At 36.7% G+C, this 21434-nt stretch carries 22 protein-coding genes; all 22 read right to left on the bottom strand.

The window, feature by feature from the left end; genetic code table 11:
* Window positions 1-8: 8 nt before the first annotated feature.
* The 22 genes from J2T03_RS02325 to J2T03_RS02220 all read right to left on the bottom strand — a co-directional run bounded on the left by J2T03_RS02325 (window position 9) and on the right by J2T03_RS02220 (window position 21404).
* On the bottom strand, window positions 9-935 hold the full coding sequence (locus J2T03_RS02325; RefSeq protein WP_306842881.1) for a mevalonate kinase family protein: 927 nt from the start codon (window positions 933-935) through the stop codon (window positions 9-11).
* 186 nt (window positions 936-1121) lie between these two features.
* Entirely contained in the window at window positions 1122-2612 is a 1491-nt protein-coding gene (locus J2T03_RS02320; RefSeq protein ID WP_306842884.1) for an MFS transporter, read from the bottom strand.
* A 106-nt stretch (window positions 2613-2718) separates the two neighbouring features.
* On the bottom strand, window positions 2719-3897 hold the full coding sequence (locus tag J2T03_RS02315) for an acetyl-CoA C-acyltransferase (protein ID WP_306842886.1): 1179 nt from the start codon (window positions 3895-3897) through the stop codon (window positions 2719-2721).
* A gap of 56 nt (window positions 3898-3953) precedes the next feature.
* Complete coding sequence (locus tag J2T03_RS02310) at window positions 3954-4367, bottom strand: hypothetical protein (protein WP_307209201.1); 414 nt, start codon at window positions 4365-4367, stop codon at window positions 3954-3956.
* On the bottom strand, window positions 4364-4762 hold the full coding sequence (locus J2T03_RS02305; RefSeq protein WP_307209200.1) for a hypothetical protein: 399 nt from the start codon (window positions 4760-4762) through the stop codon (window positions 4364-4366). The genes J2T03_RS02310 and J2T03_RS02305 overlap by 4 nt, the downstream gene beginning before the upstream one ends.
* A 149-nt stretch (window positions 4763-4911) precedes the next feature.
* Window positions 4912-6003: a hypothetical protein gene (locus J2T03_RS02300; RefSeq protein WP_307209198.1), complete on the bottom strand. Its 1092-nt coding sequence runs from the start codon at window positions 6001-6003 to the stop codon at window positions 4912-4914.
* A gap of 76 nt (window positions 6004-6079) precedes the next feature.
* On the bottom strand, window positions 6080-6793 hold the full coding sequence (locus J2T03_RS02295) for a hypothetical protein (RefSeq protein ID WP_307209196.1): 714 nt from the start codon (window positions 6791-6793) through the stop codon (window positions 6080-6082).
* On the bottom strand, window positions 6759-7313 hold the full coding sequence (locus J2T03_RS02290) for an RNA polymerase sigma factor (RefSeq protein WP_307209194.1): 555 nt from the start codon (window positions 7311-7313) through the stop codon (window positions 6759-6761). Before J2T03_RS02290 ends, J2T03_RS02295 begins: the two co-directional genes overlap by 35 nt.
* Before the next feature lie 115 nt (window positions 7314-7428).
* Window positions 7429-8811 (bottom strand): nucleoside permease, encoded by a 1383-nt coding sequence (locus J2T03_RS02285; RefSeq protein WP_306842898.1) that lies wholly within the window; start codon window positions 8809-8811, stop codon window positions 7429-7431.
* Window positions 8812-8833: 22 nt separating this feature from the next.
* Entirely contained in the window at window positions 8834-9433 is a 600-nt protein-coding gene (locus tag J2T03_RS02280; protein WP_116012565.1) for a bifunctional nuclease family protein, read from the bottom strand.
* A gap of 188 nt (window positions 9434-9621) precedes the next feature.
* On the bottom strand, window positions 9622-10569 hold the full coding sequence (locus J2T03_RS02275) for an electron transfer flavoprotein subunit alpha/FixB family protein (RefSeq protein WP_307209192.1): 948 nt from the start codon (window positions 10567-10569) through the stop codon (window positions 9622-9624).
* A 101-nt stretch (window positions 10570-10670) separates the two neighbouring features.
* Window positions 10671-11417 carry an electron transfer flavoprotein subunit beta/FixA family protein gene (locus J2T03_RS02270; RefSeq protein WP_306842901.1) on the bottom strand — a complete coding sequence of 249 codons (747 nt, stop codon included), beginning with the start codon at window positions 11415-11417 and terminating at the stop codon, window positions 10671-10673.
* 152 nt (window positions 11418-11569) lie between these two features.
* Window positions 11570-12274 carry an SDR family oxidoreductase gene (locus tag J2T03_RS02265; protein ID WP_307209190.1) on the bottom strand — a complete coding sequence of 235 codons (705 nt, stop codon included), beginning with the start codon at window positions 12272-12274 and terminating at the stop codon, window positions 11570-11572.
* Between the two features lie 79 nt (window positions 12275-12353).
* Entirely contained in the window at window positions 12354-13271 is a 918-nt protein-coding gene (locus J2T03_RS02260) for a T9SS type A sorting domain-containing protein (protein ID WP_307209188.1), read from the bottom strand.
* Window positions 13272-13410: 139 nt separating this feature from the next.
* The gene (locus J2T03_RS02255) at window positions 13411-14790 is read right to left on the bottom strand and encodes a dipeptidase (RefSeq protein WP_306842907.1); all 1380 of its coding nucleotides are present in this window, start codon (window positions 14788-14790) and stop codon (window positions 13411-13413) included.
* Between the two features lie 160 nt (window positions 14791-14950).
* Entirely contained in the window at window positions 14951-15229 is a 279-nt protein-coding gene (locus tag J2T03_RS02250) for a hypothetical protein (RefSeq protein ID WP_306842909.1), read from the bottom strand.
* Between the two features lie 136 nt (window positions 15230-15365).
* Entirely contained in the window at window positions 15366-16541 is a 1176-nt protein-coding gene (locus J2T03_RS02245; protein WP_307209187.1) for a class I SAM-dependent methyltransferase, read from the bottom strand.
* A gap of 192 nt (window positions 16542-16733) precedes the next feature.
* Window positions 16734-17174: a DinB family protein gene (locus J2T03_RS02240; protein ID WP_307209185.1), complete on the bottom strand. Its 441-nt coding sequence runs from the start codon at window positions 17172-17174 to the stop codon at window positions 16734-16736.
* A complete protein-coding gene (locus J2T03_RS02235; protein ID WP_307209183.1) occupies window positions 17174-18334 on the bottom strand; it encodes a methylmalonyl-CoA mutase family protein in 1161 nt (386 codons plus the stop codon). The genes J2T03_RS02240 and J2T03_RS02235 overlap by 1 nt, the downstream gene beginning before the upstream one ends.
* 115 nt (window positions 18335-18449) lie before the next feature.
* Window positions 18450-18806 (bottom strand): FtsB family cell division protein, encoded by a 357-nt coding sequence (locus tag J2T03_RS02230; protein WP_307209181.1) that lies wholly within the window; start codon window positions 18804-18806, stop codon window positions 18450-18452.
* Between the two features lie 2 nt (window positions 18807-18808).
* A complete protein-coding gene (gene udk, locus J2T03_RS02225; RefSeq protein ID WP_307209179.1) occupies window positions 18809-19423 on the bottom strand; it encodes a uridine kinase in 615 nt (204 codons plus the stop codon).
* 133 nt (window positions 19424-19556) lie between these two features.
* Window positions 19557-21404 (bottom strand): T9SS type A sorting domain-containing protein, encoded by a 1848-nt coding sequence (locus J2T03_RS02220; protein WP_307209177.1) that lies wholly within the window; start codon window positions 21402-21404, stop codon window positions 19557-19559.
* Between the last annotated feature and the right edge of the window lie 30 nt (window positions 21405-21434).

Raw genomic sequence — 21434 nt, 5'->3', positions numbered from 1 at the left:
CAGCCTGTTTAAAATCTGTAAATCACTTCTTTTTGGAAGCCTTCAAGCATTTTTTCTGCTTTTGCGTAGTCTTTGGTGAAACCCAAAATATATCCGCCGCCGCCGCTTCCGCAAAGCTTCAGATAGTAGGCATTAGAGTCCAGTCCTTTTTTCCAGATGTTGAAAATGCTTTCAGGGATCATCGGACGGAAATGTTCATATGCCCAATGGGAAAGTTTTTTCAGGTTTCTAAAGAAAGGATTCATGTCTTTTTTCAGGAAAGATTCAATGCATGCGTTGTTGTAACGGATGAATTCCTCTTTTAATGTCTTCCGGAAACCTTCAGTCTTCATTTTTTCAAAGAAAATCTGTATCATAGGCCCGGTTTCTCCTGTAATACCACTGTCGATAAGGAATATCGCTCCTTTTCCTGCTTCACCTTCCGGAATGGAAACCCTGTCCAGGTTTTCTCTATTCTCGATAAGGATCGGGAGGTTCATATAACAGATCAAAGGATCCATTCCTGAACTTTTGCCATGGAAATAGCTTTCCATTTCTCCAAAAACGGTTTTTAATTTTTTCAGATTGTCTTTTGAGATTTGTTCAGGATCCAACTTATTGAGCGCATATTTTTCAAAAATAGCAGCTACCAAAGCTCCTGAACTTCCTACGCCATAACCCTGAGGAATATTGGAATCGAAGAAAAGTCCGGATTCAATATCACTTTTAAAGCTTTCGATATCCAATTTAAAATCATCAGAAAGATCAAGCGTTGTAAGGAAATCAGAGTATTTCTGCAGATGTTTGTTCGATTTCAGTTCAAATTCAGAACTCAAATCTGAGAACTTCAGGGCCCCTTTATAGAAACTGTAAGGTACTACAAGCCCCTGGGAGTCTTCAATCATCCCATATTCTCCAAAGAGAATTATTTTTGCATAAAATAGAGGGTTCGTCATCTTGACAATAAATCTTTTTGCAAAGTTAAAATTATTCCGCTGAATATAAGCAAAACTCACGCCGAATTCCAATTTATTTAAGCAGAAAAACTTTTTTCAGATTTTATCACCATAAAAGAGCAGAGACCATTTTATCTGTATACAGCAAAAAAGCCTGAATTCTCAGGCTTTTATGATTAGTTTTGATTATAAAGTATCTCTGTCTTTCCGCATATTGACTTTAAGAAACCGGATCAGAACAAGTCCTGCCGCGAAAAATAAAGTCATGGATAATGCTGCAATACGCATATTATTGAAATGTTCAATCAGTGTAGCAAAGATAAATGTTCCGATAATGATTGCTATTTTTTCCAATACATCATAGAAGCTGAAATATGTGGTATTTTCCATAGAGTCTTCCGGAAGAAGCTTTGAATAAGTAGACCTGGACATGGCCTGAAGCCCACCCATAACTAATCCTACTACCGCTGCCACCCCATAGAACTGATATTCTACCGTAGGATTTTCTTTGTTCAGGAAATATGCCCAAAGACATGCAACAATCCATAGTACAATGGCAATAGAAATCACGTTTTTATTACCTATTTTCCTCGATAATCTGGAGAATATAACTGCTCCGATGATTGCTTCGATCTGGATAACCAAAAGAGTTCCGATCAGTTTATCCTGGGCCAGATTGATTTCACTTTTCCCAAATAAAGTTGCCATCAGGAAAATAGTTTGCATCCCGACACTGTAAAAGAAGAAGCTGGAAAGAAAGAATTTCAGGTTCTTATCTTTAAACAATACTCCACCCACTTTGAAAAGCTCATGAAAACTTTCCTTGGCAATGTCTTTATAAAAGCTCATATTATCTTTAAGAACTTCAAAAAAACCGCCCTGTTCTTCATGTTTTTTAAAGATATTCTTATAGTTTAAAAGAACAAGGTCTTTAGGCAGCTTTTCTTTAACATCTCCAAACTGAGGAAGATGTTTGAAAGTGTATTGGGAAAATCCGAACCACCACGCACCGGTCAACAGAAAGCTTATTCTTGTAAATAACAGCTGCTGCGCAGCTCCTTTTGCAAAAACCTGAATAAGTACCAAGCAGATCACCACAAGGACTACAGAACCCAGATATCCATACACGTATCCTCTTGCAGATAAGGCATCCTGTTTATCTCGGGTTGCAATATCCGGCAGGAAGGAGTTATAGAATACCAAACTTCCCCAGAACCCGACACTCGCCGTAATACTGAAAAGAAGCCCTAAAAATACATTATGCATTCCCGTAAACATGGCAAGCCCCATACATGAAGTTGCCCCAAGGTAACAGAAAAACTGCAGGAATGATTTTTTGTTTCCGATCGTATCCGCTAATGAAGACAGGAATGGAGACAGTAGCACTACAATAAAAAATGATATGGTCAATGAATATCCGTAGACTGCATCTGGCTGGTATTCTTTTCCAAATATCTTTATCATGTGCCTTACCGGAACATCAATCCATGATTTTGTTTCTTCCACATACTCCTTTTTCTCATAAGCAGTTGTCAGTATGGAATAGTAAATAGGAAAAATAGTAGAGGTAATAACCAATGAGTAAACAGAGTTCGCCCAGTCGTATACAGCCCAGGCTTTCATAATCCTTGGATTATTCTTTATGTTTTGAGGCTGTTGATTCTCAATTTCAGACATTTCAAATAAATATTAGTAGCACAAAAATAGAAAAACCATTAAGAAATCGATTAGAATTTAGAAAAATTATCGATTCCTTAATGGTAAAATATTCCTCGAGAGAATATTACATATTTTCAATCACGATAGCAGAAGCTCCTCCACCGCCGTTACAGATAGCTGCAGCACCGTATTTTGCATTATTCTGCTTCAATACATTGATTAATGTTACGATGATTCTGGATCCTGAACTTCCCAGCGGATGTCCAATTGCTACTGCTCCACCGTTTACGTTTACTTTGGATGCATCTAGTCCTAGAATTTTGTTGTTGGCAAGCCCTACTACAGAGAATGCTTCGTTGAATTCGAAGAAATCAATATCAGAAATTTCTAAACCTGCTTTTTTAAGAGCAATCGGTAAAGCTTTTGCAGGGGCAGTCGTGAAGTTTTCAGGCTCCTGAGCAGCATCAGCATAGGAAACAATTTTAGCTAAAGGTTTTAGGCCTAATTCTTCCATCTTTTCTTTAGATACAAGGATCAGGGCAGAAGCACCGTCATTTAATGTAGATGCATTGGCGGCGGTTACAGTTCCTTCTTCTTTCTTGAATACGGTAGGAAGCGTTGCAATTCTGTCAAAGTTTACGGCTTTATATTCTTCATCTTCAGCAAAAATTACCGGATCTCCTTTTCTTTGAGGAATTTCAACAGGAACCACTTCTTCAGCGAATTTCCCTTCGCTCCAGGCTTTTGCAGATCTTTTGTAAGATTCTATAGCAAAATTATCCTGATCTTCTCTTGAAATACTGTAATCTACAGCGCATTTCTCTGCACAAACTCCCATATGTACTTTGTTGTACACGTCTGTAAGACCATCTAGTACCATTCCGTCCTGCATTTTGATATCGCCTAATTTAGTGGCAACTCTTGCATTATAGTAATGGGGAACCAATGACATATTTTCCATACCTCCGGCAACGACAACTTCTGCATCACCTGCTTTGATAGCCTGCGCTGCCATAGTTACTGCTTTCATTCCTGAAGCACATACTTTATTTACTGTGGTAGAAGGCGTCTCAATAGACAGACCCGCACCTAAAGCCACCTGACGGGCCGGCGCCTGGCCTTCTCCTGCCTGCAGAACATTTCCCATATAGATCTCCTGAACATTCTTAGGATCAAGACCGATTTTATTTAATGCTCCTTTTACAGCAGCAGACCCCAGCTTTGTAGCAGGAACCGTTGAAAGGCTTCCCATAAAACTCCCGATAGGTGTTCTTACTGCGGAAACGATGAATACTTCTTTCATGTGTATTATATTTACTTTTTTATAAATGCTGCCTTCCCCGGCTGCATTATACTATTCTATTTTTTTGCTTTTATATAAATAACCTCATACTGGCTTTTTTCAATTTTGGTATGTATTTTCAGGGCATTATCCTGAGTTTCAACAATTTTATTGCTGAAAACATCTCCTATATGGATACGGTTATCATTGGCTGTCATATCCAGCACAATCGCTTTATAATTACAGTCGTCTACAAAAACCAACGTGGATTTTATAAAATCTTTACTATTATTTAAATATTCGGTCTGAACATTATCTTTAATGGTCATATACCAAATTCCCTCGGGATAATTCGGGCGAAGGAATTTTCCTTCTCTTATGTTTTTACATTTAGCCGGCTGATCCGGTTTGTCAAACGCTGTCTTTTGAGATTTGGCCTGTGAAAACATCAACATCAATAAAGCTGCTGATCCTACTTTTAAATGCTTCATATCTGTGTTCTTTTATTTTTTTTATTCCCTGCGAAAATCATAAGAAAAGCGCCTAAAAATTCTACAATCCATCCCCATTTCAGTTTTACAACTCCTGCAAAAGCTTCCCTCCATGATTTAAACGGCAGAAAGCTGAAATATTCCAGAGACTGCATCTTAACTGCAACGAGTGTAAATGCAAACAACAGAATCAGCAATACACCAAAGAATCTTACTACTTTTGCACTGTTATTGACAATGCCAAAAACTGTACATGCAACAAGGATCCAGCATGCAATAGCAAGATAATGATCCAGTTTCCAATAGTTCCAGTTTCCGATAATAGGAACATGAACAAGAGGCAGAAAACTACCCACCACCACTAATAATAATCCTAATAACTGAATATTTTTCATATTTACTAAAGTGCCAAAATACAAAAAAAAACACACTTTTAAACAGTGTGCTTTAAAAACGGAAGATTCCTTTACAAACATTTGTTAGCATCAATAAAAATTAATTAAAATTGAATTATAATTAATAAATATTCGATTTCATTATTGAATTAGAAAATGATATTTACGAATTCTATACCGATCTGGACTCCATATTTATTCCTCAGAAGAGCACTATCATTAAATATAGGCGTAAAGTCTTTCTGAACAAATACTTTAAGACCTCCATAACTGATTCCGAATTTTCCACCAACGATGAAGTCGTTCACTCCTTGCATTATCCTTTCTCTTTCTACAATTCTCCTGGAGTTTTCATTTGAATATTTTATGTAGTTCACACTTCCCACTTTCACACCGCCATAAATCCCCAACACCAGGCTTACCTGTCTTTTCTTGTTATCAAGATACTGAACTCCTTCATATTCTGTATATTTCGGATTCAATACAAATCTTAAATCTACAGGGATGTATAGATATGTATTGTTGAATTGGGTTTTCTTTAAATTCCCCCTGTCAAAATCATCTACGAACAAAGCGTTGTCTTCCTGTTTAAAAACTTTTCCGTATTTGGGAACGTACTGATCAAATCTAACACCTAAGCCAACACGGTAAAATACAGGACTCTTAGAACCTCCGATCTGGTCCTCATATCTGAATGCCATCTCTGAAGAGTTGATGATCGTATTCCTGGTATCAGAATCTTTATTGTAAAAGTTAAAAGGTTCATTTTTTGAAGTCAGGCCAGTTCCCATTATACTGCCAGATAATTCTACAGTCTGTAAGGATTGTTTTGGATTTTTTGTTCTCTTTTGCCCCAATTCCATATTAAGGCCGTTAAATCCCAGCCACATTTCGTTTTTATTTGTACTGTCCCGATCCATAAAAACAGCATTTTTGACCATTTCTGTGGTAGCAGTCTGCAGTTCGCTTTGTTGCGCATCTACTTTTTCATTGATGGTTTGCTGGTATTTTGAAGCAATTTCTGAGCGCTGTTTCTGCTTTTCCTCAGGTGTGATTTTATTTTCTTTAAAATCTTTATCAACAATATCCAGCTCTGCATTCATTTTGGATTTCTCTGAAACTACGATGCTGTCAATTTTTTTCGAATAGCGTTTAATCTGGAGATTCATATCCGGCTTTTCCTGGGCAGCGCTGTATGTAAAAGCCATTACAGCAGCCATAAAGATCAACTTTGTTCTCATATTTATTTTTATAATTTAGACAATATTTTAGCTCTGTCCTATTTCAGGGCAGTATTTGATTTTATAAAAGTTCAGGTTATTTGGATTCCAGATAGACCGTTACTCCTAAAACAGTTACATTACCTACATTCGGAACAATATTATCAAATTTGAAGGCTCCCAGTTTACGTTCATCCTTACTGGCTTTTTCCCGGGCTTTATCAAACTCTCTGCCCAAAAGAAGTTCATCAGAATTGATATAGTTTGATTTTGATTTCTTAACTTCTGCAAGTAAAGGAGGATTGGGAATGATAGTATTTGTCGATCTCTCGTTTTTAATAATATTATTTTCCGGTTGAACTATATTTTGCTCTTCTTTATGTTCAGCAGCCTGAATTTCGTTCGACCTTTCTTTTTTTGTAATTAATACAGGATCGGAACTAAATTTTTCCAGATTGTTGTTTACAATTTTTACTGCATTTTCCCGGACAGGCTGATCATTCGAGATAAGTGTTTGATCTTCCAAATCTACATTTATGGGATTTACTGTTTTTTCAAGCGTTTTTTTAACAATATAATCTGTTTGTTTACTGTCAAATTTCGCTTTATAATTGTTATAATAAATAAATGTTCCCGCAGAAATAAAGAGCAATACAACAGCGGCATACTTCCACCACTGAAAAGACCTTTTTAATGGAATTTCAGGCATCTGATCCAACTTTTGATCTAATCTATCCCAAAGATCTGCAGAAGGCTTAATTTTAAGCTTTTCGTAGTCAGCTTTTAATTGTTTCAGTATCTCTTTTTTCATTTTCTTCTGCTTTTAAAGATTCTGTGAGCCATTTTTTTGCTTTACTTAGCTGGCTTTTGCTTGTTCCCTCTGAAATATTCAGCATTTCTGCGATTTCCTGATGCTTTTTTTCTTCAAAAATGTATAAATTGAAGATTAGTCTATACCCTGCCGGCATCTTTGAAAATATTTCCTCAATATTGATTTCTTCCAGCCGTTCATCTATATCTTCATCAGAATAGCCGTCTGCAATTTCTATATCTGCATAAAGAATATTCCTGTTCTTTCTGACAAAACTGATAGAATCATTGACCACAATTTTTCTCAACCAGAACGGAAAGCTTTTCCAGTCTCTACATTCGTCTAGCTTGGTAAAACATTTCATAAACGCACCGATCAGGATATCTTCTGCATCATGCAGGTTATTCGTATAAGAATTTGATATGGCAAGCATTTTAGCCGAAAACATCTCGTAAAGAGCCTTCTGGGCCATCCGGTCCTGCTTTTTAGCCAATAAAAAATTCTTTTCGAGGTTCTCCATGTATCGGTTTCTAACTATAAGACGGAATTTATTGTAAAAGGTTGCCCGAAAATAAAAAAAATTGCACTTTCTCTCAAAAGTGCAATTTAATATTTTAATAATCAGTTCGGTAGAATTAATGTTTAACTGAAGAAACCTCTTCCGGATTGTGTTTATGCCTGAATAAAATAGCAAAGAAAATGGCAAGAACCAGTGCATAAATTGCAAATGAAAGCCATATATTCTGCCAGTCTTTTACCATGACTACAGATGAAAGCGTTCCGTCAGCATTTACGGCCGAGTTGAAGCTGTTTTTAAGAATCTGCAGGAAAGTAGGATTATCAGCTGTTGTATCCAGATAAGCGGATAGATCTGAAACATTCGTAAATTTGTGTGTGAAAAATTTATCGATAGCCCATCCTGCAATATAGCTTCCGAAGAGAGCACCAAAACCATTGGTCATCATCATAAATAATCCCTGAGCAGATGATCTTATCTTTTTATCGGTCGTTGTTTCTACGAAAAGAGAACCGGAAATATTGAAGAAATCAAATGCCATTCCGTATACGATGCATGAGAAAATGATCAGTGAGAGCCCGAATCCGTCCGGAACACCATAAGCAAAGAATCCGAATCTAAGCACCCAGGCCAACATAGACATCAACATTACTTTTTTAATTCCGAATTTCCTCAGAAAGAATGGAATCGCCAGAATAAATAAGGTCTCCGAAACCTGCGAAATAGACATAATAATCGTAGATCTCTGTACTACAAATGAGTCTGCATATTTGGGAAAATGTGAAAATTCACTTAAGAATACATCTCCGTAAGCATTAGTCAGCTGAAGTGCTGCTCCCAAAAGCATTGAAAACAAAAAGAACAATGCCATTTTATAACTTCCGAAAAGCTTAAATGCATTAAGGCCCAATTGTTCAGATAATGGAGCGTTTTTATCGATCAGTTTCTGTGGGGGACATTTTGGTAAGGTGAGGGCATAAATTCCTAGAAATACAGCAATCGCTCCACCAATATAAAACTGTCCTTCTGTTGCTTTGTTTCCTGTAAGATTGGTAATCCACATGGCCACAATAAATCCAATGGTTCCCCATACACGGATGGGCGGAAAATCTCGCACTACATCCAGATTACTATTTTTCAGGATGGTGTAAGAAATGGAATTTGCAAGAGCAATGGTAGGCATATAAAAGCACATCGCCAGAAGCATCAGCCAGAAGAAAGAATTAGGATCTGCGGAATGGGGCAGAACAAAAAGGATAACTCCATAAAGGATATGCAGTACAGAAAAGATCCGTTCTGCATTTACCCAGCGATCTGCAATAATCCCGGTAATGGTTGGCATAAAAATAGAAGCTATTCCCATTGTTCCGAAAACGGCTCCGAACTGGGTTCCGTCCCAGTGTTTTGTACCGAACCAAAAATTAGCCATCGTAATCAGCCATGCTCCCCAAACGAAAAACTGGAGAAAGCTGAGGATGGTCAGTCGTAATTTTAAATTCATAGTTTAGTATAAAGTGTCTCTTTTAATCAATTTTCTTTTTCCTCCTTTTAATTTCTTCCTGAATTTCAAGAGCAGTATCAAAGTCTTCTTCTTTTACAGCTTCATCAAGTAATTTTTGAAGCTCTTCCATAGATACGGCTTTTAAATTATCTTCAGACTGCTCGGTTTCGGAGAACGGCTGTTCTTCTTTTGAAACATCTTCGAGCTCAAGAAGAATTCCGGCTTCATTAAGGACTTGCTGGGTAGTAAAAATGGGAGCGTCGAATCTTACAGCCATTGCTACTGCATCAGAAGTTCGTGCATCAAGGATCAGCTCTTCATTATTAGCTTTATTTTTGAAATTGATATTAGAAAAAAATACGCCGTCTACGATCTGGTAAATAATCACTGAAACCAATTCATAATGGGCAGAAACTATAAATTTTGTAAATAAATCATGGGTAAGCGGACGGGGCGGATGGATGTCTTTTTCCAGTCCCAGCGAAATAGACTGAGCCTCGAAATTTCCTATAACAACAGGTAATTTTATATGTGTTTCTTCATGTTCCAATAACAAAGCGTAAGCCCCCGATTGTGTCTGGCTGTACGATATTCCGCGAATAATTAGCTGTTTATAATCCATAGCTACAAATATAAATTAATTTTTTATTGTAGGTTTCACTTTTAGACAAAAATAAAAGCCCGGAAGCCGAGCTTTTATTGTATTGTTGATAAGTGTCAAAAGTCAATAGTGAATTTTGCTTCGCAAGTGAATTAATTTATCTGAAAAATTGACAGGCGTAGCTAATTGACTATTAGCCATTCACTATTCTATCCTTTTATTGCTTTAATTTTCTCAGTTAATGCAGGAATGATCTGGAATGCATCTCCTACTACTCCATAATCCGCAGACTTAAAGAATGGTGCTTCCGCATCATTATTAATGACTACGATGGTTTTAGAAGAGTTTACCCCAGCTAAATGCTGGATAGCTCCGGAAATACCTACTGCAATATAAAGATTAGGTGAAATTGCTTTACCCGTTTGTCCTACGTGTTCTGTGTGAGGTCTCCATCCGATATCAGAAACCGGCTTGGAACACGCTGTAGCAGCCCCAAGAACATTAGCAAGATCTTCGATCATACCCCAGTTTTCAGGACCTTTCATCCCTCTTCCTGCAGAAACTACTACTTCTGCTTCCTTAAGGTCTAATTTCCCTGAACTCTGCTCGTGAGAGATTACTTTAGTATCTTCGTTGGCTACTGAAAGATTTTTAACTTCTTCTGAACCTGAAACTGAACTTTCTTTTACACCGAAAGCATTTTGAGAAACTGTGATGATCACACCATTTCCTTCAGCTTTTGCATGCATAAAGCCTTTTCCTGAGAAAGCTTTTCTTTTCACCTGAAACGGAGAAAGACTTTCAGGAGCTTCCAGTACGTTGGTAATTAAAGAATAGTTCTTCATTACTGCAAGCATAGGAGCAATAGAAGAAGCGTCTGTAGTATGAGGAAAAACAATAGTGTTTCCGTCTGCCACTTCACTTACAGCCTGAGCGAATGCTTTTGCTGAAAAGCTTTTAAGACCTTCGTCTTTTACATTGATAACGCTTGATGCTCCATATTTATACAATACATCTGAAGAATCTGTAGGGTTTACAGAGATTGCCGTAACGGTATCTCCCGCTTGGTCTGCAACTGCTTTAGCATAAGAAACTGCTTCAAAAGCTGCTTTTTTGTAAACTCCATTTATATTTTCTGCGTATACGAATACTGCCATTTTTTTTAAATTTAAAGATTAAAAAATTTAAGAATTAAAAGATTGGAAATCAGATCAGGGCTCAACATAGGTCCCTGTTTCAGCTTCTCTCTTTTAAATGTTTAGATTACTTTAGCTTCTTCGTGAAGTAATCTTACCAATTCATCCAAATTGTCAGGAGATACCATTTTCACAGCAGCTCTCGGCGGTACGCTGTCATAAGTTACTCCCTGAACTTTTACCTCAGAAGAAGCAGGCTCTACCACCTGTAAAGGCTTCGTTCTTGCAGACATGATCCCTCTCATATTTGGAATGATAAGATCTTTTTCGTCTACCAATCCTTTTTGTCCTGCGATTACGGCAGGTAATTTTACTGATATAGTTTCTTTTCCGCCTTCAATTTCTCTTACAGCAGTAGCTTCGTTTCCGTTTACGTCTAAACCTACAGATGCATTTACGAAAGGCTGATTTAACAACTGAGCGACCATTCCTGGTACTGAACCTCCATTGTAATCGATAGATTCTTTTCCGCAAAGGATAAGGTCATATCCTCCGTTTTGAGCTACAGCAGCAATTTCTTTTGCTGTAGAAAAGCTGTCTTTAGGATCAAGGTTTACTCTCACCGCATCATTGGCACCAATAGCTAATGCTTTTCTGATCACTGGTTCTGTAGCAGCATCTCCCACGTTGATCACTGTTACAGTTGCACCCTGAGATTCCTGAAGTTTAACTGCTTTTGTCAACGCAAATTCATCTAAAGGATTGATTACCCACTGAATTCCATTTTTGTCGAAAGCAGATTTATCTGCCGTAAAGTTAATCTTGGAAGTAGTATCCGGAACACTACTGATACAAACTAATATTTTCATGTGTACTATTTTATTTTTTCCCTTTTGTGCATAAAAACCTGAGTGTTTTATGCTGAGATTTTGTTATATTTTACGTTGCTAATATAATTAAAAAATATATTATGCATGCATAATACTTATTTTTTTACTATTCAATACATTAAATGCATTTATTAGGCTGGTTTTGTTGCCCTAAACTCTATTTTGCTGGGCAAAACCCGTGGGTTCATCTTTAAAATATCGAGGACGAGATTTCCCATATCTTCGGGCTGGATCTTCCAGCTGTCTTTTTCTGAAGGAACATTTCCGTTAAAATTTGTAGCTACCGATCCCGGCATAATGACCGTAGATTTGATGTTATATTTTCTCAGATCAATCATTGCTGCCTGAGTGAATCCTACGACTCCAAATTTAGAAGCATTGTAGCCTGTTCCGTTTTCAAAGAAGTTGGCGCCTGCCAGACTCGATACTGTGATGTAATATCCTTCTGTCTTTTTTAGTTCTTCTACAGAAGCTTTTAATGTATAGAAAACACCTGTCAGATTGGTCTCTATCATATCATTCCACTCTTCAGCAGTCAGTTCATCTACAGGTTTGAATATTCCCAATCCTGCATTCGCAATTACAAAATCCAGTCTTCCGAACGTTTCAATAATGTATTTTACAGCTTCTTTTTCACTTTCAAGGCTTCTTACATCTGAAACAATACCTAAAACATTTTTTGAATATTTTTTAAGATCTTCTTCAGCTTTCTCAACATCGTCTCTTTTACGTCCTGAAAATGCTACTGAAATACTGTTTTCCAGCAATATTTTCGCTATTCCGAAACCTATTCCTTTAGTTCCTCCGGTTATATAAGCTACTTTATTTTCTGACATATTTATTAATTTTTAATTCTCTAAAATAACAAAAACGCTCCAATTGGAGCGTTTTATCTGGACTAAGATTTATCAGGTATTATTTTTTGATGAATTTCTCAGAAAAATTACCGTTTTCAGTTTTAATATTGATTAAATAAGTGCCGGCAGACAGATTACTTACATCTATTCTATCGTTTTCCGACCTGAATTCAATTTTCTTCCCTACCATATCATAGATTTCGATACCATTTATTGTACCGGAAGAATTGATCTTAATGAAATCTGACGCAGGATTAGGGTATACCTGAACTGCTTTTTTATTTATACTGTTGTTTGCCACAGATAAAAGAGCCTCACTGTACACTTTAAGATTATCAATATGAGCTGTCCCATCCGCATTGTCGTGTACGAATCGCAACTGGTTTATATCTATAGGTTCTGCTGCAATCCCTGTGCAGATCAAAGTTCCGTTCAGGAAATATTTAATATCTGTGGGAGTACCGATAACCGTGATCTGATACCATATATTCGGCTGCCATGTTCCCGAAGCAGATTCCATTACAGGTGTGCCCGAAAGCATTTTCAGGATTTTAACTGCTCCGGTATTGTCAAAATCAAGTCTGAAAATGTATTTTTCATCAGCACTGCTCACCCCTTGAAAGCTAAAGATGGATCCGTTAAGCTGGGACATATTGATATCAAAGGAAACAGTAAAACCCGTATGAGGAAGTAATATAGGAAGATTATCAAATGCTCCGATGATGGGAATGGACTGGGTTCCGTATGTATTTTCTTTAACAATTTTCAAAGCATTAATTCCATTTGATGCATTATCTGTAGAAATGACCTGATTGAGCACGTTGGGAGGCACATCACCGGTTGGCGTGCTGATCCAGGTTCCCTGTCCATGAATATTTCCGGTATAGAACCCATCTGAATTTTCAAAAGAAATCATTTGCTGTGCAAAGGAAAACACTGAAAACAAGCAGAATGCGACGGAGTAGTTTTTTTTCATAGTAATTATTTTAGGTTGAACTAAAAATAATCACATAGATTAACTAAAAAAATACCATTTGGTAGGGATATTACCATAAAAAAACGTAAAGCGCTCCGATTTTGGAACGCTTTACTGAATATGATTATAAAATATTTAATTATTTTGAATAATTCTCGAAGAACAACGGAATACTTTCAATTCCTTTATAGAAATTAAACAGTCCGTAATGCTCATTTGGTGAGTGAATTGCATCTGAATCCAGTCCAAAGCCCATTAACACAGACTTAGCCCCCAATACTTTTTCAAACATTGCCGTGATCGGAATACTGCCTCCACTTCTGTACGGAAGAACTTCTTTACCAAATGCAGTCTCCATAGCCTGTTTAGCCGCTAAGAACTCTTTGGTATCGCTTGGTAAAACATAAGGCATTCCTCCGTGGTGAGGCGTTACTTTTACTTTAACGTTCTCAGGAGCAATTTTTTCAAAATATTTTGTGAATTTTTCCGTGATCTCTTCAGGAGTCTGATAAGGAACCAGACGCATTGAGATTTTAGCAGAAGCTTTGGAAGGAATTACTGTTTTAGCCCCTTCTCCTGTATATCCTCCCCAAATACCGTTACAGTCCAAAGTAGGACGGATAGAGGTTCTTTCAAGCGTTGTATAACTTTTTTCACCTTCCACTCCATTCAGTCCGATGGATTTTTTGAATTCTTCTGGGTTATCCTTCAGTTTGTTCATATCTGCTCTTTCAGCATCTGATACAGTTTCTACATTGTCGTAGAATCCGTCGATGGTAATATGCCCATCTTCATCGATCAGTTTAGCAATCATTCTGGAAAGCACATGAATCGGGTTCGGGACCGCTCCTCCGTAAAGTCCTGAATGAAGGTCTCTGTTCGGTCCTTCTATTTCAACTTCCACATAGCTTAGGCCTCTTAAACCTGTCGTTACAGTAGGCTGTTCATTGCTATAAATATGGGTATCGGAGATCAGGATGCAGTCGCAAGCCAGTTTTTCTTTATTTTGATTGACGAAATCCCCTAAGCTTACAGATCCTACCTCTTCTTCACCTTCTAAGATAAATTTTACATTACAAGGAAGGGTATTGGTTTTCATCATAGCTTCAAAAGCCTTCACATGCATAAAAAACTGTCCTTTATCATCCGCTGAACCTCTTGCAAAGATGGCTCCCTCAGGATGAAGTTCTGTTTTTTCAATATAGGGTTCGAAAGGTGGTTTTGTCCAAAGCTCTAATGGATCTGCCGGCTGAACATCATAATGTCCGTATACCAATACTGTTGGCAGGTTTTTATCTAAAAGTTTTTCTCCAAAAACAATAGGATATCCGTTGGTTTTGCATACTTCTACATTGTCAGCTCCTGCATTTTTAAGATATTCTGCAACAACATCCGCACATTTCAATACATCATTTTTATAAGCCGGATCTGCAGAAATAGAAGGAATTCTCAATAACTCAAATAATTCATCTACGAAACGCTGTTTGTTTTCGTTAATGTAATTTAATGTCTCTTGCATTTTAAAAATTTGTTTCGTTAAAAATAAAAAAATTGGCCTGCAGCAGCAAACAAAAACAGATAATTTTCCAAAGAACTGTTATTAGTCAGTAGCCTGTAGACCTTTGCACAAAAAATGTCCTGCATTTCGGCAGGACATTTTTTATATCGTGTACTAGTAATTAGTGTTCAGCTTTTGGGGCTGTCCCTGCTTCAGCAGGCTTTACAGCAGTGGTACTGTCTGTTTTAGGAGCTACAGCTTCATGCTTTTCAGCAGGAGCCACTTCTTTATGTCCTGCAGCAGCTTCATGACCGTGTGCTTCACTTCCGCCCTGTACATCGTCAGAATACCTTTCCACTCCTTCTTCCAGTTTCAAAGTATTTTTGTTTCCTCCTGCCTGGATCTTTTTACAGCTTATGGCTACCGTTGCAACAGCTAAACATATAATTAGTTTTTTCATATGTAAAATTTATTTTTAAATGTCATATGGAATCGCATTATTTTAGCTGGTTGTAATAATTTTAGCAGCAAGCGATTTCATGCTTAAATTTTTGATTGCCCAAAAGTAAGAAATCCTGCTTTTTTCGGCAACATTTTTATACTGATTTTAAAATAATTTTACCTTTTTTGGATTGTGTAAAAATAAGATAGTGCTCACCGCCGTCTTTTATAGCATATTTCTTTTTTATGTCTTCCGGTTTTAAAGGATAATTTTTTGAAATGATATTGAACTGGTCTTTCTTCTTAATCTGCTTAGAATCAATGTTTTGAACCTCTAAAACTCTACCGGGAAAATCAGTGATGTTTTGATCTGAAGTATAAAGATGGGTATTGGGATGAAGTTTTTTAAGCCTAAATCTTTCTGAAACCAGGTTAAAAACACCTGCTTTCAAAATACTGTTATTGGGAATGTATATGAATTTTCCAGGCTCAGAATATTCTGCCTGAGCATTTTCCTCCTCTCCGAACTTAAATAAAAAAGAAGATTCTTCACTTTCCAGATTGATACAATTAACCATAACCTCTGCTCTTCTTTCCTTGGACAGAAAAATGACCGTTTCCTTAACATCATTTTTTACGGCTATAATTTCTATCCTGAAAATACCTGGCAAGACTGTTATCAGATATTTCAAATCGATTAACGGTGACAATTTTATAACCACCTGATCTGCTGTCATAAGCAACTTTTCTTTAATCTGAAGAATATCGGGCGAAAGATCCTCGAGCAGAAAAACTTTATTTTTGTTCTGGTCTCTTCTTGCAGGATCCAAATAGATAACATCGAAATATTCTTTATTGATATTCAAAAAATCTTCGAGATTTTGATTAATGAATGTCGCTTTACGGTTTAAAATTCCCCAATTATGTTCTACGATGTCTAATAATTCAGCATTTTGCTCTACCAAAGTAACTTCTTCAAAATTTTGAGATAAATAATAGGCATCAATTCCAAAACCGCTGGTCAGATCAATGAATTTATTTCCTTTAAGAATCTGTGATTTATAAAGTGCGGTTTTTTCCGAAGATGACTGCTCCAAATTAAGCTGGGGCGGAAAAATGATTCCTTCTTTCAGCAGAAACGGGAATTTTTTCTGGGCAGTCTGTTTCCCTTTGATCTGCTGGACAATTTCCTGCATGGAAATCTCTGGAAACGGGGATTTTTTTAACAGAAGAGAATGCAGATCTGTACTTAGATTTGCATTGATGTAGTTTTGAATTTCTTTATTGAAATGATGGGGATATTCAAATAAGTCAATCAGTTTTCCTTTCATTACTTAATGATATTATTTTTTTAAACTACAGATTACACAGATTTTTACGCTTAATTTTCTTATATAAATTCCTTAAATTTTAAATTAACCATTATATATTTTTATTAAAAGGATAAAATTTTAATACATAAACATCTGTGCAAATCTGTGGGAATTAAAAGACTCTCAAATATTTTGTCCAGCAAATTAAATCTACCTCTTATAAAAAATATAATCTGTTAATAGCGGATCGATGCCGTTTTGTTTCAGGAGAGAATTGATCTGTCCGCGATGATAGGTTGAATGGTTTACGGTATGGAACAACATTTCGAAGATACTGTTTTCAAACTTTGTTCCTCTAGAATTCTTATATTCTATCCTGTTGTCCAGATCGAGGTTTTGAATGATATCAATACTTTTCAGAAAATTCTGATGGTTAATCTCATAAAGAGATTCAAAAGTATTGATCTGCCAGACTTCAAATGTTTTTTCGCCCAATATCCGCGAATTCCAGATCTGTTGTGCGTTCAATGTATGATTAATAAGGCTGATTGTTTTTTCGTCAACTTTCGATATATTTTCTGCAATATGTTTGATCATTTCTTTGTTGAAATGATAGGTATATTCAAATAAATCGATCAGTTTTTCTTTCATTACTCAAACATTTCAGCCCAACGTACAGCCTTTATTTCTTTTTCGCTATAAAGAGACTCTGTTGATCTTTTAACGTCTAATTTGGGGTATAAATTAACTCCAATCAGCTTTATTTTACCTTCTTCCACCCATTTTTGTTCTTCAACAGCGTGGCCATAGATCTTTTTCTGGATAATTCCCTGATTTAAAAGCCCAAGATAGCCACCCGCTTCTTCCATTTCAATGAAAAATGCCCATGATTTTTCTGCAATCTGTCGGGTAATGTCTTCTACATAATAGCTTCCATTTGAAGCGTCATCAAATACATTAACAATGCTTTCATAAGCAAGAACGATTTGCTGCTTAAAGGAGATCTCTTCGGAGTTATCGGTACTTCTATTTACAAGATAATTGTTGCTGAACACCGCATCTGCCCCGGCAATCATTGCAGAAGCCAGTTCTAATGTTGAACGGATCAGGTTATTTTCACTGTCAGCAACAGCCTTATTCCTTAAAGAAGTTTCTGCAAAAATATAGGGTATTTCATTTAAGCCATATTCTTTAGAAAGTTGATTAAAAACTATTTTAAAAGCTCTCAGTTTAGCCATCTCAAAGAAATAATTCCCTCCGACAGCTATTCTGAAAATCAATTTGTTCAGAATTTCAGAGCCATACACTTCAGCAAGTTCCTTTGTTTTTGCCAATGCAATCCCCAACTGCTGATAAATTGCAGCTCCAGCGTTCTGATGAAGTGAGATATCAATACAAATATTTCTTTTGAAATCTTTTGACAACAGTTCTTTAGCCAGCTGATCATCAATAATGCCTTTTTTTTCATCAAAAACATCAATCAGTGAAAAATACTGATCCTCTTCTTTCGGGCTGATATGGCCGGCGAGATCTTTATTATTGATAAAAATTGTTTTCTGTTCAAGGTTTTCTACGTTGTGGTCTAAGATAAATGCAAATACATCTTCTTCCAGACTTTCATGGTATCTTGCTACCAGATGAGTATTTTCTTCAACTTTCGGCAGATTTGCCAACGGTTTCTGAACTTCGCTGTAAAAAGGTTTCACAACAATTCCTTCCAGATTTTCTTTATTTAAGATGGAATAAATGTCTTCTGTTTTAAGCTGCTTTTTTACTAAATTTTCCCAGTTTGGAAGTATATCTGCTGACATTGGCTGTTTATTATGGATGAATGTTGAATTTTGCTTAGCAGGTCAATAGTGAGTCATGAAAATTGACTATTGGCCATTCACAGCAAAGCTAATTGACTTTCACATTTCAAATCTCTTATTTTTTAGCACTATTTGTGCTGTCCACTACCAAAATGAAGATTTCTTCATCCGGTTTTTTCATGAAATAATTTTCTCTTGCGTATTTTTCTTTTTCCGACTTATTGTTCATCAGCTTTTTGTAAAAGGTATCGTTTTTTTCGTACTCTTTTTTATAATATTCCAGCTGGTCCTCATATCGGCTGATCTCGCCGTTCAGTTCATTAATAACAAGGAAAGAGGTTTTATCAAAGAAAATCATCCATACCAGAAACATACAGATCGTAATCGTGTATTTATTCAGAACGTATTTCTGAATAATTTTGAACGTTTCAGATTTCGGCTGAATGTCTTTAATAAGTTTGTTTTCTTCCATTTTTAATGTTTTCTCAACGAATTTTTAATAACAGTAGTTAAAAAATCAATCGCTACGGAATTCTGTCTCATGTTCGGAATGATCAAATCTGCTTCATTCTTTGAGGGTTCTATGAATTCCTGATGCATTGGCTTCAGTGTGGTCTGGTAACGGTGAAGGACTTCGCCCAGGTCTCTTCCTCTTTCCTGGGTGTCTCTCCTGATCCTTCTGATCAGTCTTTCATCAGAGTCTGCATGAACGAATACTTTTAAATCAAATTCTTTCAGCAGTTCTTTATTCGTCAGTACCAGAATACCTTCTACTACCAATACATTCTTAGGTTCTACAGTGACGTGGTCGCCAGTTCGGGAATGGGTAACAAAGCTGTAAATGGGCTGTTCTATAGGCTCATTGTTTTTTAAAGCTTTTACATGTTTTATCATTAAATCGAAATCTATAGACTTTGGATGGTCATAATTGAGCGCCTCTCTCTCGGTCAGCGTCAGATTCGGGTTATCGTGATAGTAATTATCCTGAGAAAGGATATTCATTCCTTCAATATCAAGCTGTTGCAGTATCTTATCAACAACTGTAGTTTTGCCGGATCCTGTTCCACCGGCAATTCCTATTACAAGCATTCTTTTTTGTTTCTTTATAGTTGGTACAAATATACTATTTTAGATGAATGCAAGTAAAACAATCCCGCAGAATTTGGTCTAACAAAAAAAATCCGATGTCTATACACCGGATTTAAAGATTTATTTAAGTTTTTTATTTTTTAATGAATTTTGCAGATAATTCAATTTCTTTTACAGTCAGGATATAATTTCCGGACGGAAGGTTTGAAACATCAATTCTGTTGCTGTTATTTCCTATTGTTGTTTCCAGTACTTTACGGCCTTCCATGTTATAAATTTCAGCTTTTTCTTCTCTGTTTCCTTTCAATAAAACAATCAGAACATCAGAAACAGGGTTTGGATATACTGACACTGGGTTTTCTTTAACCGCTTCTTTGGTACTCAAGGTACAGGTGTATTCCGGAAGCACATATCCTGCAGCTATAAATTCTTCTGTCATAGCAGTGATATCAGTGCAATTAAATCCAAACTGTCCCAGCATATCAATGCCAGCCTGTCTGACAGAAATAGCCGCATTTTGCTGGTTCGTCGTTGAAGTCGTTAAAGCCAATCCCTCTAAAAAGGCTCTGTCTGTTTTCTCTTTTCCTATTCTGTTATAAATTCTCATTAGTGCCGCAGACCAAATCTGGGCTTTATCATAATAGGATCCGGATCCCGGGTATGTCATTGTGGTATTGGTTATTCTTCCATCCCAACTAGAATTGTGCCCATCCCAGCTAAACACCCAGTTGTATTCAGGAGCAGATGCAGCCCATTGATTTAAGCTTCTGCTGTAAGACTGTGCCCAATAATCACCGCAGCCCTCGCTCAAGCCGTCTGCATTGGAAACTCCTCCGGACAGCCAATGATGAATTCCGTGTCCCAGTTCGTGAAGAATTACATCTGCATCTTCACCATCGTCTACTCCACCCTGACCGAATTCCAGAGCTCCAGAAGTGGTATATCTAGAGTTATCCGATCCACTCAAGGCATGTGGATCATAAAGAACCGCCCCAGCATTTGTTGCCGGCCTGCAGGTAATTCCTAACGTTTCATTAATATACTTTAGGCTTTTATCTACATGCCAGAAGACATTAACTGCTTCAAATCCTAATTCACTTCTGTTGAATAAAAACTGGTTGGTGGTCTGAGTGAAAAGAGTAGTATTCGGTGCACTTATGTTTCTTATTTCCACATAAGCATTTTTTAATTTATAAACGTTACTTGCAAATTCTATATCAGATAGGGTCACCAATGTTCTTGCATTATCAAGATTTGCATTAGTAGCATCATTATTATCTGCAAAGTTACCTCCATAAACTGAGCCTGTTTTAGATAAAGGATCCGGATCAAATACATATCCTGAACCTGCAGCCTTAAAACTTATTGCTTTTTCTGTCTTGGGTTCTTTTTTCTTTTTGGGATTATGAGAGTCATCATCATGTTTATGATGATATACAGAAATATCATTAACGCTTATAATTTCGCCCGTTTTGGCATCAACAATAGTTTCCCAGCTTCCGGAGTTTTCATATGGATTGATTACAGCTCTGTAGACCAATTTGGTATCTCCCTCTTCTGTAACATAAACGAACAGTTTATTTTCCTGATAAGTAATCTCGCCTTGCGCCCTGGAAGCAACTATAGCTTTTTTATAGGCATCAGAAGCAGAAATAGTAGGAACTGTATTGATATCCTTCAGGTTTTTCTTTAAACTTTCTGTTCCTGTATAGCTTATTTTACCGGATTTGTTGAAATGGACTACAATTTCAGACTGAAAAACAGGAACGTCTTTTATCATCTGCTGAAATCGCAGGGTTTCACCTGTATTACTCTTTCGTACCGAGCTTAATGTGAGTCTGCTGAATCCCGGGATTCCTAAATTTCTTGAATTTTCCTTAATCCAGTTTTTAGCCGGAGCTTCAAAAGATGATTCCTGAGCGTTTAATGCGGAACAGCATAATATACAGCCAAGAACCAGCGAAGTAATTTTTTGTTTCATTTATTTATATTTTTATTGTTTGTGTCTTAA

It is taken from the genome of Chryseobacterium lathyri, assembly GCF_030812195.1.
Taxonomy (GTDB): Bacteria; Bacteroidota; Bacteroidia; order Flavobacteriales; family Weeksellaceae; genus Chryseobacterium; species Chryseobacterium lathyri_A.
Note: the sequence above shows the minus strand (reverse complement) of the source record. Positions and strands in the feature narration are given on the sequence as shown.